Consider the following 12,844-nt stretch of genomic DNA (forward strand, 5'->3'; position numbering starts at 1 on the left):
CCGCGTCCGAAATTTCTACATCCTCGGTACTACATGCTTAGTTTGTCTTTACATTCGCACGCCAGCTGCGGACAGACACGCCACTAACGAACTAGCCTGATTAGTTTTAACGCTTCAACCCCAGGCAGGGCTTCCACGCGATCTCTTTTGGGTTTGACCTCTCTTTGATCCCCGTCTTAAGAGCGGAAGCTAGGGAGAGAGGGCTCAGAGCAGGTTATTAAGCTGCTAAAGCGTAGTTTTCGTCGTTTGCGACTATTTTTTTGCGGCTTTTAACGAGGCAAACCGCCCCTCGGCATGCACCTTGGGTTTCGCAAATCCCGTCGAATCCAGAATCAGCCCCAATAGTGTTGAACTAAGTATACCAGATTTCACTTCCTGGATACCAGCCCGGAACGCTAACTTATTGAATAGTACAATAAGTGTGCAGAATCAACGTCCTGCGTTTTTCATGATGCGCGCTTTATCAAGCTGCCACTCGCGCTCTTTCAGGTCAGTACGTTTGTCGTGCTGTTTTTTACCTTTCGCGACGCCAACTTTCACTTTGCACCATGCGTTTTTCCAGTACAGCGACAGGGCGACCACGGTGAAACCTTCACGGTTGATGCGTCCGTAGAGGGATTCCAGCTCACGCTTGTTCAGCAGCAGCTTGCGGGTGCGCGTTGGGTCACACACGTAGTGTGAGGAGGCGACGGTCAGCGGCGTAAAGTTCGCGCCGAACAGGAAGGCTTCGCCATCTTTCAGGATCACGTAGCTATCGCCGATGTTGGCTTTCCCGGCGCGCAGCGATTTTACTTCCCAGCCCTGCAACGCAAGGCCAGCTTCGAATTCTTCTTCAATGAAATACTCGTGGCGAGCACGCTTGTTGAGCGCAATGGTCGCCGAGCCTGGTTTATGTGCTTTTTTCTTCGTCATAAGTGTCGTAAAGCCGTCGGTAATCTGATTTCAAAAAGTCACCTCATTGCGTCCTGTGAGGTCTAACGCGCTATCTTAGCACGAGATGAGGCTTAGCGTTTTTTTAACAGGTGATAAATGTTATTATTTGTCCGTTGTGTGACCATGGGAAATGCTATGCCTCAGATTAGCCGTACTGCGCTTGTGCCTTACAGCGCGGAACAAATGTACCAGTTAGTGAACGATGTTCAGTCTTATCCAGAATTTATTCCGGGATGCACCGGGAGCCGCGTTCTGGAGTCCGGCCCGACGCAGATGACCGCGGCGGTGGATGTCTCCAAAGCGGGGATCAGCAAGACGTTCACCACCCGTAATACGCTGACCAGCAATCAGAGTATTTTGATGCATCTGGTGGATGGTCCGTTTAAAACCCTGATGGGGGGCTGGAAGTTTACGCCGCTGAGCGCTGACGCCTGTCGCATCGAGTTCCAGCTGGACTTTGAATTTACCAATAAGCTGATTGAGCTGGCGTTTGGCCGCATCTTTAAAGAGCTGGCGTCCAATATGGTTCAGGCGTTCACCACCCGCGCCAAAGAGGTTTACAGTGTCGCATAAGATTGCTGTAGAAGTGGTCTACGCGCTGCCGGAGAAGCAGTATCTGCGGCGCGTGACGCTGGAAGAGGGGGCAACCGTTGAGGCGGCTATCCGCGCGTCCGGCATCCTCGAACTTCGCAGCGATATTGACCTGGCGAAAAATAAGGTCGGGATTTATAGCCGTCCGGTGAAGCTGGGTGATGTGCTGAAAGAGGGCGACCGGGTTGAGATTTATCGCCCGCTGATTGCTGACCCGAAAGAGCTGCGACGTCAGCGTGCGGAGAAATCGGGTAAGTAGTGTGTTTTCCCCTCACCCTGACCCTCTCCCCAAAGGGGCGAGGGGATAAAAGAAAAACAAAAAAGGTGCTCAATGAGCACCTTTTTGCATTTCTGACTTCTGATTATTTGGTCAGGGCAGGCTTGTTGTCGATGTTGGTCAACACACCGGCGCTGCTGAAGGTCAGCGTCAGGGTCTGCTGGGTCGCATCTTCGTGGCCCGGCTTCTGACGGAATACATAGAACCAGGTGTTAGTGCCGAACGGATCGGACATCATCGGGGTTCCCAGTGCATAAGCGACCTGCTGTTGTGTCATCCCCACACGGATTTTGGACACATCGTTAGGGGTAAGGTAGTTCCCCTGGTTGATGTCAGGACGGTAAACCACTTTCTCCAGAGTGGAACAGCCTGCGGTCAACATCAGAAGAACCGCTGCGGCAGCGGTCAGCATTTTACAACGCATAGTGATTTGATTCCTTTTCGGGCCCGAGCAGAACGCGGCTCATATGTAATATGCCGATGATAATAGACCTTGCCCCACTTTGAAACCGGTCTGGCGGCGTTTTTGTTGTTCTGTATGACCCTGAGATCCCGAAAAAGTTTATGCCGCCAGCAGTTCTTTCGCGTTCGCAAGCGTGTTACGTGTGACTTCGCTGCCGCCGAGCAGGCGTGCCAGCTCCTGCAGACGCGCACGTTTATCCAGCGGCTTCATGTGCGTTTCGGTCATTTCGCCGTCGGTTTCTTTGCTGACGATAAAGTGATGATGACCACAGCCCGCGACCTGCGGCAGGTGAGTCACACACATCACCTGCGTTGATTCGCCTAGCTGGCGCAGCAGTTTGCCTACCACCGCCGCCGTTGGGCCGCTGATGCCGACATCCACTTCATCGAAAATCAGCGCCGGGGTTTCCATTTTACGCGCGGCAATCACCTGAATCGCCAGTGCAATACGCGACAGTTCACCGCCGGATGCCACTTTGGAGATAGCCTGCAGCGGCTGCCCCGGGTTGGTAGTGACGCGGAACTCGATGCGGTCCGCACCTTCTGCCGTCAGGTGGTTCTCTTCAAAGCGAACATCGATGGTGAAGATACCGTGCGGCATCGCCAGCGTGTGCATGCTGTCGGTGATGTGCTGGCTTAGCTCCTGAGCGTAATGCTGACGGATTTCATGCAGCTTTTGCGCTGTCGCCAGCGCCTGTTCATGATGCAGGTTCACCGCGAGAGAGAGGGTCTCCTGCGAGTCAGCCTGATCGTCAAGCTGCTGCTGTTCTTCCAGCAGAGACTGATAGAATCCTGGCAGCTCTTCCGGCGTGACGTGGTGCTTGCGCGCCAGTGAAATTTGACGGGAAATGCGCTGCTCCAGCTCAAACAGACGGTTCGGATCGAGATCCAGACGTTCACAGTAGTGGCGCAGTTCGTCACTGGCTTCGGAGATCTGAATCGCCGCTTCTTCCAGCATATCCAGGACGCCTGAAAGCTTGCTGTCCATGCCGGCCAGTTCGGTAATGAGCTGGCGGACGTTATACAGCTGGCTCTGCAGGTTCACGTCTTCGCCATCCGCCAGCATGTTGAGCGCATTCTGGCTGGTTGAGAGCAGGTGACCGCTGTTCGCCAGGCGCTTGTACTCTTCGTCTATTTGCTCAAACTCACCCGGCTGCGGGTTGAATTCGTTTAGCTCTTTAAGCTGGTACGCAAGCAGCTCCGCACGTGCGGCGCGCTCCTGGCTTTGCTGCTGGTGCTGGGCAAGTTCACGGCAGCTCTGATGCCACTGGCGATAGTGTTCCGCCATAAGCTGAGTAAGCGCATACTCACCCGCATAGCCATCGAGCAGCGCTTTCTGCTGTTCAGGTTTGACGAGTTGCTGGTGCGCGTGCTGACCGTGGATCTGGATAAGCAGCTGGCCGAGTTCGCGAAGCTGGGAGAGCGGGACCGCCGTGCCGTTGATAAAGCCACGTGAACGACCGTCGCTGCTGATCACGCGGCGAAGTAAACACTCACGTCCATCTTCAAGCTGGTTCTGCTCCAGCCAGCGCTGTGCGGCAGGGGTGTCTTTCAGGGAGAAACGAGCGCACAGGTCGGCACGGTTTGCGCCCATGCGCACCATATCGCCTTCTGCGCGGCCGCCAAGGCACAAGCCGAGGGCATCAATGGCAATGGATTTACCTGCACCGGTTTCCCCGGTGATCGCCGTCATGCCGCTGTGGAAATCGATCTCAAGCTCACGAACAATGGCAAAGTTGCTGATGGTCAGTTGTGCCAGCATAATTGTTTTCCTGTATGAAAAACCATAACTGTGTTTTCATACAGTATAAACTGGTTTTTTATACAGTAAAGTACTGGATGCAAAATCAGAACAATTTTTTTGACCAGCCAAGCTTCGAGCTTAATGTGTTGAAATAGCTGTAATCTTTCGGGTGAATCAAATTCAGATGATAATCACACCGACGAATAAGGACATCTTCACCTTCCTGGATCGGCAGCGCTATCTGGCTGTCGCAGCTGATCTCCAGGTCGTTACGGCGGTGCGAGAAGCGCAGACGTATCGTGCTATCGCCGTTGATGACCAGCGGGCGGGCGGAGAGCGTGTGCGGGAACATCGGCACAAGGGTGATGGCATCCAGCGAGGGCGTCAGGATCGGGCCGCCGGCAGAAAGCGAGTAGGCAGTTGAGCCGGTCGGAGTGGAGATAATCAGCCCGTCGGAACGCTGGGAGAAGGCAAAGATTTCGTCGATATAAACTTCGAATTCAATCATGTGCGCCACTTTTCCGGGGTGAAGAACCACCTCGTTAATCGCGGTACTGATGCGCTTCTGGCAGTCCTGCTGGCACACCTGCGCTTCCAGTAAAAAGCGTTTCTCACTGATATAGTGGCCTTCCAGCACGTCGGCCAGCTGCTGCTGCGCATTGTCCGGGTCGAGATCGGTTAAAAAGCCGAGATTGCCACGGTTGATGCCGATGACCTTAATGTCATAACGCGCCAGCGTGCGGGCCGCGCCGAGCATGTTGCCGTCGCCGCCCACCACCACGGCGAGATCGGCCTGTTGGCCAATTTCCGCCAGCGTGCCGGTTTTGACGCTCTTCAGCTGCAGCTCCTGCGCAATTTGCTGCTCGACCATCACTTCATAGCCTTTGCTACACAACCAGCGATACAACATTTCATGTGTCGTTAGTGCGGTAGGGTGACGCGGATGCCCGACGATCCCAATACACCTGAAATGATTATTCATTTTCTGGAGGTCCTTGTGCCTGATGAATGATGACAATCTGTCTTGTTCCCTTGAATCCCGGAAACTGATCCCCATAATAAGCGAAGTTAGCGAGATGAATGCAGAAAAACGCGGAGAAATTCATGAGTAGTAAAGAACAGAAAACGCCTGAGGGGCAAGCCCCTGAAGAAATTATCACGGAACAGCACGATGAAGTTGAGGCTGTAGAGCCAGACGCATCTGCTGAGCAGGTGGACCCGCGCGATGAAAAAATTGCGAATCTGGAAGCCCAACTGGTAGAAGCGCAGAATCGCGAACGCGATGGTGTTCTGCGCATCAAGGCGGAAATGGAAAACCTGCGTCGTCGTACCGAGCAGGACGTCGAGAAGGCGCATAAATTTGCGTTGGAGAAGTTCGTCAACGAACTGCTGCCGGTAATTGATAGCCTCGATCGCGCGCTGGAAGTGGCTGACAAAGCGAATCCGGACAACGCGGCAATGATCGAAGGTATCGAACTGACGCTGAAGTCCATGCTCGACGTGGTGCGTAAGTTTGGTGTGGAAGTGATTGCCGATACCGACGTACCGCTGGATCCAAACGTCCACCAGGCGATTGCAATGGTGGAGTCAGAAGAGGTGGAAGCCGGTAAGGTGCTGGGCGTGATGCAGAAAGGTTACACCCTGAACGGCCGTACCATTCGCGCGGCGATGGTGACCGTGGCGAAAGCGAAAGCGTAATTTGCCATTCGTAGTGCCGGGTGGCGGTTTCGCCTTACCCGGCCTACAGCCTTACTCAGCGATACTTTCGCGCAGGGGTTTTACGGGCAGGACTTTCACCTGCTTAATCATGTTGTCCTGCACGTCCAGGATATCAATATCGTACTGCTCAATGCGTACCCGCGTGCCCGCCGCCGGGATCTCTTCCAGCGCTTCCAGAATCATCCCGTTAATCGTGCGAGCCTCATCTTCCGGTAAATGCCAGTTAAAGGCTTTATTGAGTTCGCGAATGTTCGCGCTTCCGTCAATCAGCACCGAGCCGTCGTTTTGCGGGGTGACCTCTTCCGCGAGGGAAGGTGACATTGACGTGGTAAAGTCCCCTACAATCTCTTCCAGAATATCTTCGACCGTCACCAGCCCCTGAATATCGCCGTACTCATTGACCACCAGGCCGACCTTCTTCTTGTTGCGCTGGAATTTCACCAGCTGCGTGCTGAGCGGGGTTCCTTCCGGCACGTAGTAAATCTCGTCGGCGGCGCGCAGCATCACCTCTTTGGTGAACTCTTTTTTCTCGGTCATCAGACGGTAGGCTTCGCGCACGCGCAGCATGCTGATGGCGTCATCCAGCGAGTCGCGATACAGCACAATGCGCCCGTGAGGGGAGTGCGTCAGCTGGCGAACGATGGCTTTCCAGTCGTCATTGATGTCAATACCGACGATTTCGTTACGCGGCACCATGATGTCATTTACGCTCACCTTTTCCAGATCCAGCACCGACAGGAGCATGTCCTGATTGCGCCGGGAGATCTGCGAGCGGGATTCATGCACGATGGTGCGAAGCTCCTCTTTGCTGAGCGCGCTGCTGATGGTGACATCGGCTTTGATCCCCACCATCCGCATCAGGACGCGCGTCACCATGTTCAGCAGCCAGACCAGCGGCATCATCAGGATCAGAAGCGGTGCCAGCAGGAAGCTGCTCGGGTAGGCGACTTTCTCAGGGTAAAGCGCGGCGATGGTTTTCGGCAGCACTTCGGCAAACACCAGCACCACGAACGTCAGCACGCCGGTGGCAATCGCCACCCCGGCGTTGCCGTACAGGCGCATCCCAACGATGGTGCCGAGGGCGGAGGCCAGAATGTTGACGAGGTTGTTGCCGATGAGCACCAGGCTTATCAGGCGATCCGGCTTGCGGAGCAGTTTTTCAACGCGACGGGCGGCACGGTTACCCTGTTTAGCACGATGACGTAACCGGTAGCGGTTTAAGGTCATCATGCCGGTTTCCGAGCCGGAGAAATAGGCTGATATGACCACCATGACGATCAGGATAACGATCAGCGTGGTGGTAGAGATGTGTTCCAGGGGGAACTCCTTTTGTTACTTAGCCAGCAAATTGCTGTATGAAGCGGCTGCCAAAATAGGCAAGGGTGAGAATCCCCGCACCCGCGACGTTGAACCAGACCACGCGACGACCGCGCCAGCCTTCATGATAATGGCCCCATAACAGGACAATATAGACAAACCAGGCGATGATGGAGAGCACTGCTTTATCGATATTCTCCACGCTAAACAGGTTCTTCATGTAAAACAGGCCCGTGCAGAGCGTCAGCGTCAGCAGCACCACGCCTACCTGGGTGATGTGGAACATCTTACGCTCAATGACCATCAGCGGCGGCATCTCATGGTTAAACGCCAGCTTTTTGTTTTTCAGCTGATAGTCAATCCAGGCGAGCTGCATGGCGTAAAGCGCGGCGATGATCAGCGTCGCGTAGGCAAAAAGCGACAGGCCGATATGCACCAGCATTCCCGGAGTGGCCTCCAGATGCGTAATGAATTCATTAGGCATAAATGTGGCGAGAGCCAGATTGATCAGCGCGAAGCTATAGACGATCGGCAGCAGCAGCCAGCCGCGATTTTTAGACGCGACGATGGTCATTACCGTACAGATCATCAGGCTGACCAGCGAGCCGACGTTGAGGACGCTCAGGTTTTGCACACTGCCGTCGCCGGGAATGATGCGTGATTCCAGCGCAAACGCGTGGCTAATCAGTGCGATTACCGCGGAAAGAATAGCCATGCGCCGCCAGCCGCTGTTTTTTTGCAGCAGGCCGGGAACGATCAGCGCGAGGCTGACAGAGTAGGCAACAAGGGCGATCAGTGCGAAAACAGGCATATAGGCATCGACAGTTGTCTTAATAAGAAAGAGAAGCAGTATAACGTTACGTGACGCCTGCTCCAACCGTTGCATAACAACAAAGGCGCCTTCATGTTATACTCCGGCAAAATTCTGTGTATGTGTCGCCCATGGCGGCCCAACGTTTCTACTCAGGCGAGAGACAATGTTTGATAATTTAACCGATCGTTTGTCGCGCACGCTGCGCAACATCAGCGGCCGCGGACGCCTTACTGAAGAGAACATCAAGGAAACGCTGCGCGAAGTGCGCATGGCGCTGCTGGAAGCAGACGTCGCGTTGCCGGTTGTTCGTGATTTTATCAACCGCGTAAAAGAGAAGGCGGTTGGTCATGAAGTTAACAAGAGCCTGACCCCGGGCCAGGAATTCGTCAAAATCGTTCGTAATGAACTGGTTTCGGCGATGGGCGAAGAGAACCAGGTGCTTAACCTGGCGGCTCAGCCGCCGGCCGTGGTGCTGATGGCGGGCCTGCAGGGTGCAGGTAAAACGACCAGCGTCGGTAAGCTGGGTAAATTCCTGCGTGAAAAGCACAAGAAGAAAGTGCTGGTGGTTTCTGCGGACGTCTATCGCCCGGCGGCGATCAAACAGCTGGAAACCCTGGCCGAGCAGGTCGGCGTAGATTTCTTCCCGTCCGACGTGGCGCAGAAGCCTGTCGACATCGTTAACGCGGCGCTGAAAGAAGCGAAGCTGAAATTCTACGACGTGCTGCTGGTGGATACCGCCGGTCGTCTGCACGTTGACGAAGCGATGATGGACGAGATCAAGCAGGTACATGCCTCTATCAACCCGGTAGAGACCCTGTTCGTTGTCGATGCCATGACCGGTCAGGATGCGGCGAATACCGCAAAAGCGTTTAATGAAGCGCTGCCGTTAACCGGCGTGGTGCTGACCAAAGTGGACGGTGACGCCCGCGGCGGTGCGGCGCTCTCCATTCGCCACATCACCGGTAAGCCGATTAAATTCCTCGGCGTGGGCGAGAAAACTGAAGCGCTCGAGCCGTTCCACCCGGATCGTATTGCCTCCCGTATCCTCGGCATGGGCGACGTGCTGTCGCTGATCGAAGATATCGAGAGCAAGGTTGACCGCGCGCAGGCCGAGAAGCTGGCCAGCAAGCTGAAAAAAGGTGACGGTTTCGATCTTACCGACTTCCTTGAGCAGCTGCGTCAGATGAAAAACATGGGCGGCATGGCCAGCCTGATGGGCAAACTGCCGGGCATGGGCCAGATCCCTGACAACGTAAAAGCGCAGATGGATGACAAGGTGCTGGTGCGTATGGAGGCGATCATCAACTCGATGACCCTCAAAGAGCGCGCTAACCCGGACATCATCAAAGGTTCCCGTAAACGCCGTATCGCAGCCGGTTGCGGCATGCAGGTGCAGGACGTTAACCGCCTTCTGAAACAGTTCGACGACATGCAGCGCATGATGAAGAAAATGAAGAAAGGCGGCATGGCGAAGATGATGCGCGGCATGAAAGGCATGATGCCACCCGGTTTTCCAGGGCGTTAATCGCTTTTGAGATTGCTTTTTGCCCGAAAATGAGTAAAATTTTCGGGCTTTTAATATGACACCCGGGCTCCGTTCCTCGATGGGGCCCGGTTGTTTTATTCACACAAGAGGATGTTATGGTAACTATTCGTTTAGCTCGTCACGGCGCTAAAAAGCGTCCGTTCTACCAGGTTGTTGTAACTGACAGCCGTAATGCACGCAACGGTCGCTTCATCGAGCGCGTTGGTTTCTTCAACCCACTGGCCGCTGGCGCAGAAGAAGAAACTCGTCTGGATCTGGATCGTATCGCTCACTGGGTTGGCCAGGGCGCTACTGTTTCCGATCGCGTTGCTACGCTGATCAAAGCAGCAAACAAAGCAGCTTAATCTGTCACGGTGGTCATGATGAGCAATAAAGCACCTGTTGAACCGATCGTATTGGGAAAAATGGGTTCTTGCTACGGTATCCGTGGTTGGCTCAGAGTGTTTTCCTCCACTGAAGACGCTGATAGCATTTTTGATTACCAGCCCTGGTTTATCCAGAAAGGTGGTAAGTGGGAAGAGGTCGAGCTGGAAAGCTGGCGTCACCACAATCAGGACATCATCATCAAGCTGAAAGGCGTTGACGATCGTGATGCTGCGAATGCACTGACTAATTGTGAAATTGTCGTGGATTCGTCGCAGTTGCCACAGCTGGAAGAGGGCGACTACTACTGGAAAGACCTTATGGGTTGCCAGGTAGTCACTACCGAAGGCTACAGCCTGGGGAAAGTCATCGATATGATGGAAACCGGGTCAAATGACGTTCTCGTCATTAAGGCAAACCTGAAAGATGCATTTGGCATCAAGGAGCGGTTGGTTCCGTTCCTCGATGGACAGGTTATCAAGAAAGTCGATCTCACTACTCAAACCATTGAAGTAGATTGGGATCCTGGTTTTTAAATTCTCCGGATAAACGGTAAAAGACGGCGCTATGTGGATTGGCATAATTAGCCTGTTTCCTGAAATGTTCCGCGCGATTACCGATTACGGGGTAACTGGCCGGGCAGTAAAGAATGGCCTGCTGAGCATCCAGAGCTGGAGTCCTCGTGACTTTACTCATGACCGGCACCGTACCGTGGACGATCGTCCTTACGGCGGCGGACCGGGGATGCTAATGATGGTGCAACCCTTACGGGACGCCATTCACACAGCAAAAGCCGCGGCAGGTGAAGGCGCAAAGGTGATTTATCTGTCACCTCAGGGACGCAAGCTTGATCAAGCGGGCGTGAGCGAACTGGCGACGAATCAAAAGCTGATTCTGGTCTGTGGGCGCTACGAAGGAATAGATGAGCGCGTAATTCAAACCGAGATTGACGAAGAATGGTCTATCGGCGATTACGTTCTCAGCGGCGGTGAGTTACCCGCAATGACGCTGATTGACTCCGTCGCCCGGTTCATTCCGGGGGTTCTGGGCCATGAAGCTTCGGCAACGGAAGATTCCTTTGCCGATGGGTTGCTGGACTGTCCACACTACACTCGTCCTGAAGTGTTAGAAGGGATGGAAGTACCGGCGGTGTTACTGTCTGGAAACCATGCCGAGATACGTCGCTGGCGTTTGAAGCAGTCGCTGGGCCGAACCTGGCTTAGAAGACCTGAACTTCTGGAAAACCTGGCTCTGACTGAAGAGCAAGCAAAGTTGCTGGCCGAGTTCAAAACTGAACACGTGCACCAGCAGCATGAACATGATGGGAATGCGTAATACGCTCCCGAATATCAGTTTACCCAGGATAAGAGATTAAATTATGAGCAACATTATTAAGCAACTTGAACAAGAGCAGATGAAGCAGGACGTACCTTCCTTCCGTCCAGGTGACACCGTGGAAGTGAAAGTATGGGTTGTTGAAGGTTCCAAGAAACGTCTGCAGGCATTCGAGGGCGTGGTTATCGCTATTCGTAACCGCGGTCTGCACTCTGCATTCACTGTTCGTAAAATTTCCAACGGCGAAGGCGTTGAGCGTGTCTTCCAGACTCACTCTCCGGTAGTTGACAGCATTGCTGTTAAACGTCGTGGTGCTGTACGTAAAGCTAAACTGTACTACCTGCGTGAGCGTACTGGTAAGTCTGCTCGTATTAAAGAGCGTCTGAACTAATAACGCGCTTTCGCAACATCCGAAAGCTTGTAGAAAACAAGGGGTTAGCCTAATGCTAACCCCTTTTTCATTTTAGTGTCCACGGAATGTCCACGCAGATCGCGTAATGCCCATGAGTGATCATTAGCCACAGGCAATAAAAAAACTGCCGAATCCAGGGTTGTCATCTCCATGGATGAATCGATAGCGAGCTCGACGGACTCAAAGTCTGACAGGATAATAATCGTGCGTAGGGTTTGCGCACGCCCGGAACCTTCCTCCAGTTTCGGCTTGTAGCTTTCCGCCATGCTACCAACGGCGGCCAGCGTGCCGGTGTCGTCATAAAGCCCCATCTTACGCAGCCAGAAGCCGCCCTTTTCAGCGGGATCACCAGCTCGGCGAACACATAATTTTTGTGTTTTTTTCCTAGCTGATTTTATTCAACTCATGGCACCAGACCTCATTAATGAGTTTTGTCTGGGCGGCATGAGGCTCAGGAAATGAACCGCCACCATCACCGACAGCCATCGTCATGATGTTGACCTTTTTGCCACCCGGCGTCAGTGCGGCCGCAAATTTCGCTGCCCCGGCAGTGGTGAACCGTAATCACGTCGCATCACCCGCGATCCGACCGGCGTGCGCAGAATGTCGCTCATGCTCTGGCGAATATGGTCAGCGTCAGTAATGGCCCGGACGGTATCGCGATGCATACCGATATAACGGCTCATCATTGGGTGCCCTCCGTTCTGCTGTTGCCGCGCTCCACGCCGCCGTGGTCGTGGTCATCCACCTGCACGCCGTTGGAGGTAAATTTCCCGCCTGCGTGCTTGATGTCACCGCTCATCTTCCCGCCTTTCAGCACTTCGAGCGTACTGGTGATGAGCTTGTCGGTGCACACGACTTCGGGCGTATCGAGCGTGACGCGAGTATCGGCCTTAACCAGCACGACGGATACTGTGGCGGTGATGGTGTCAGATGCCATAACGTCGGCAGTTTTAATGCCACTCATGGTTAAGGCACTGGTTTCGGGTTCGTACTCGATAACCGCACCGTCGGGAAAGACAATGTGAAAAGTATCGACAGAGGTCGAGGGCGCGGGTTGCTCATCAGAGAAAATGGCAGGCAGCACAAACGCCGTATCGAGTTCACCGCCCATGGCCAGAATGAGCACCTGCTTGCCCACAGAAGGTGCCCACGCCCGGCACGGGAGGTCAGCCATTGGAGCCAGTCGGTGACAATGCCGCCGGTTTGCACGCGGCAGCGACCGGAATCGAGGTCGATCATCGATGATGACACCAGTGCGGATCAGATTGTGCAGTAGGCGCAGAATGTCCTGAAGGATGGTTTAGGAGAGGATGCCGCCAAGAGGGCAT

Annotated in this window: 15 protein-coding genes, 1 other RNA gene and 2 pseudogenes; 8 read left to right on the forward strand and 10 right to left on the reverse strand. The window is 54.1% G+C overall.

From position 1 onward, the window contains the following. Together ssrA and smpB are read right to left on the reverse strand one after the other, a co-directional pair. Nucleotides 1-340: a transfer-messenger RNA gene (gene ssrA / locus DEO48_RS07250) on the reverse strand; the annotation flags it as partial. Between the two features lie 89 nt (nucleotides 341-429). Then, a complete protein-coding gene (gene smpB, locus DEO48_RS07255; RefSeq protein ID WP_008502505.1) occupies nucleotides 430-912 on the reverse strand; it encodes an SsrA-binding protein SmpB in 483 nt (160 codons plus the stop codon). 156 nt (nucleotides 913-1,068) lie between these two features. Between smpB and DEO48_RS07260 the strand changes: the two genes are divergently transcribed. Next, entirely contained in the window at nucleotides 1,069-1,506 is a 438-nt protein-coding gene (locus DEO48_RS07260) for a type II toxin-antitoxin system RatA family toxin (RefSeq protein WP_024908332.1), read from the forward strand. Continuing rightward, nucleotides 1,496-1,783, forward strand: coding sequence for an RnfH family protein (locus DEO48_RS07265; RefSeq protein WP_109844775.1), 288 nt, complete (start codon nucleotides 1,496-1,498; stop codon nucleotides 1,781-1,783). Before DEO48_RS07260 ends, DEO48_RS07265 begins: the two co-directional genes overlap by 11 nt. 103 nt (nucleotides 1,784-1,886) lie before the next feature. Here the strand turns inward: DEO48_RS07265 and bamE are convergent, their stop codons facing one another. The 3 genes from bamE to nadK form a co-directional block, all read right to left on the reverse strand. Further along, complete coding sequence (gene bamE / locus DEO48_RS07270) at nucleotides 1,887-2,225, reverse strand: outer membrane protein assembly factor BamE (protein WP_008502502.1); 339 nt, start codon at nucleotides 2,223-2,225, stop codon at nucleotides 1,887-1,889. A gap of 138 nt (nucleotides 2,226-2,363) precedes the next feature. Beyond that, nucleotides 2,364-4,025 carry a DNA repair protein RecN gene (recN, locus tag DEO48_RS07280; protein WP_109844776.1) on the reverse strand — a complete coding sequence of 554 codons (1,662 nt, stop codon included), beginning with the start codon at nucleotides 4,023-4,025 and terminating at the stop codon, nucleotides 2,364-2,366. A gap of 85 nt (nucleotides 4,026-4,110) precedes the next feature. Further along, nucleotides 4,111-4,989 (reverse strand): NAD(+) kinase, encoded by an 879-nt coding sequence (nadK, locus tag DEO48_RS07285; RefSeq protein ID WP_008502500.1) that lies wholly within the window; start codon nucleotides 4,987-4,989, stop codon nucleotides 4,111-4,113. Nucleotides 4,990-5,111: 122 nt separating this feature from the next. Between nadK and grpE the strand changes: the two genes are divergently transcribed. Further along, on the forward strand, nucleotides 5,112-5,705 hold the full coding sequence (grpE, locus tag DEO48_RS07290; RefSeq protein ID WP_023308880.1) for a nucleotide exchange factor GrpE: 594 nt from the start codon (nucleotides 5,112-5,114) through the stop codon (nucleotides 5,703-5,705). 51 nt (nucleotides 5,706-5,756) lie between these two features. Here grpE and DEO48_RS07295 read toward each other — a convergent pair whose 3' ends face one another. Together DEO48_RS07295 and DEO48_RS07300 are read right to left on the reverse strand one after the other, a co-directional pair. After that, nucleotides 5,757-7,043 (reverse strand): HlyC/CorC family transporter, encoded by a 1,287-nt coding sequence (locus DEO48_RS07295; RefSeq protein ID WP_032665125.1) that lies wholly within the window; start codon nucleotides 7,041-7,043, stop codon nucleotides 5,757-5,759. Between the two features lie 19 nt (nucleotides 7,044-7,062). After that, the gene (locus tag DEO48_RS07300; RefSeq protein WP_109844786.1) at nucleotides 7,063-7,854 is read right to left on the reverse strand and encodes an inner membrane protein YpjD; all 792 of its coding nucleotides are present in this window, start codon (nucleotides 7,852-7,854) and stop codon (nucleotides 7,063-7,065) included. 166 nt (nucleotides 7,855-8,020) lie between these two features. Between DEO48_RS07300 and ffh the strand changes: the two genes are divergently transcribed. From ffh to rplS, 5 genes are all read left to right on the forward strand, one after another. After that, nucleotides 8,021-9,382 (forward strand): signal recognition particle protein, encoded by a 1,362-nt coding sequence (gene ffh / locus DEO48_RS07305; protein ID WP_014884878.1) that lies wholly within the window; start codon nucleotides 8,021-8,023, stop codon nucleotides 9,380-9,382. Between the two features lie 116 nt (nucleotides 9,383-9,498). Continuing rightward, nucleotides 9,499-9,747 (forward strand): 30S ribosomal protein S16, encoded by a 249-nt coding sequence (rpsP, locus tag DEO48_RS07310; RefSeq protein WP_003863133.1) that lies wholly within the window; start codon nucleotides 9,499-9,501, stop codon nucleotides 9,745-9,747. Nucleotides 9,748-9,762: 15 nt separating this feature from the next. After that, nucleotides 9,763-10,302 (forward strand): ribosome maturation factor RimM, encoded by a 540-nt coding sequence (gene rimM, locus DEO48_RS07315; RefSeq protein ID WP_029741020.1) that lies wholly within the window; start codon nucleotides 9,763-9,765, stop codon nucleotides 10,300-10,302. Between the two features lie 31 nt (nucleotides 10,303-10,333). After that, on the forward strand, nucleotides 10,334-11,101 hold the full coding sequence (trmD, locus tag DEO48_RS07320) for a tRNA (guanosine(37)-N1)-methyltransferase TrmD (RefSeq protein ID WP_015571574.1): 768 nt from the start codon (nucleotides 10,334-10,336) through the stop codon (nucleotides 11,099-11,101). A gap of 43 nt (nucleotides 11,102-11,144) precedes the next feature. Then, nucleotides 11,145-11,492, forward strand: a complete 348-nt coding sequence (gene rplS, locus DEO48_RS07325) for a 50S ribosomal protein L19 (RefSeq protein ID WP_002914145.1) — start codon at nucleotides 11,145-11,147, stop codon at nucleotides 11,490-11,492. A 152-nt stretch (nucleotides 11,493-11,644) separates the two neighbouring features. Here rplS and DEO48_RS07330 read toward each other — a convergent pair. From DEO48_RS07330 to DEO48_RS07340, 3 genes and pseudogenes are all read right to left on the reverse strand, one after another. Beyond that, nucleotides 11,645-12,035: pseudogene (locus DEO48_RS07330) on the reverse strand (phage tail protein); the annotation flags it as partial. A gap of 26 nt (nucleotides 12,036-12,061) precedes the next feature. After that, a pseudogene (locus DEO48_RS07335) lies at nucleotides 12,062-12,202 on the reverse strand (baseplate assembly protein); the annotation flags it as partial. Next, nucleotides 12,199-12,813, reverse strand: coding sequence for a phage baseplate assembly protein V (locus DEO48_RS07340; protein WP_375232168.1), 615 nt, complete (start codon nucleotides 12,811-12,813; stop codon nucleotides 12,199-12,201). The gene DEO48_RS07340 and the pseudogene DEO48_RS07335, both read right to left, overlap by 4 nt. Nucleotides 12,814-12,844 lie beyond the last annotated feature (31 nt).

The organism is Enterobacter sp. CGMCC 5087 (assembly GCF_003144775.1).
Lineage (GTDB): Bacteria > Pseudomonadota > Gammaproteobacteria > Enterobacterales > Enterobacteriaceae > Enterobacter > Enterobacter cloacae_M.

Bases quoted from the DNA above. Each gene is read 5' to 3' on its own strand.
- DEO48_RS07260 (WP_024908332.1), top strand. From the start codon at position 1,069: ATGCCTCAGATTAGCCGTACTGCGCTTGTGCCTTACAGCGCGGAACAA.
- grpE (WP_023308880.1), top strand. From the start codon at position 5,112: ATGAGTAGTAAAGAACAGAAAACGCCTGAGGGGCAAGCCCCTGAAGAA.
- smpB (WP_008502505.1), bottom strand. From the start codon at position 912: ATGACGAAGAAAAAAGCACATAAACCAGGCTCGGCGACCATTGCGCTC.
- rimM (WP_029741020.1), top strand. From the start codon at position 9,763: ATGATGAGCAATAAAGCACCTGTTGAACCGATCGTATTGGGAAAAATG.
- rplS (WP_002914145.1), top strand. From the start codon at position 11,145: ATGAGCAACATTATTAAGCAACTTGAACAAGAGCAGATGAAGCAGGAC.
- rpsP (WP_003863133.1), top strand. From the start codon at position 9,499: ATGGTAACTATTCGTTTAGCTCGTCACGGCGCTAAAAAGCGTCCGTTC.
- DEO48_RS07300 (WP_109844786.1), bottom strand. From the start codon at position 7,854: ATGCCTGTTTTCGCACTGATCGCCCTTGTTGCCTACTCTGTCAGCCTC.
- trmD (WP_015571574.1), top strand. From the start codon at position 10,334: ATGTGGATTGGCATAATTAGCCTGTTTCCTGAAATGTTCCGCGCGATT.
- nadK (WP_008502500.1), bottom strand. From the start codon at position 4,989: ATGAATAATCATTTCAGGTGTATTGGGATCGTCGGGCATCCGCGTCAC.
- bamE (WP_008502502.1), bottom strand. From the start codon at position 2,225: ATGCGTTGTAAAATGCTGACCGCTGCCGCAGCGGTTCTTCTGATGTTG.
- recN (WP_109844776.1), bottom strand. From the start codon at position 4,025: ATGCTGGCACAACTGACCATCAGCAACTTTGCCATTGTTCGTGAGCTT.
- ffh (WP_014884878.1), top strand. From the start codon at position 8,021: ATGTTTGATAATTTAACCGATCGTTTGTCGCGCACGCTGCGCAACATC.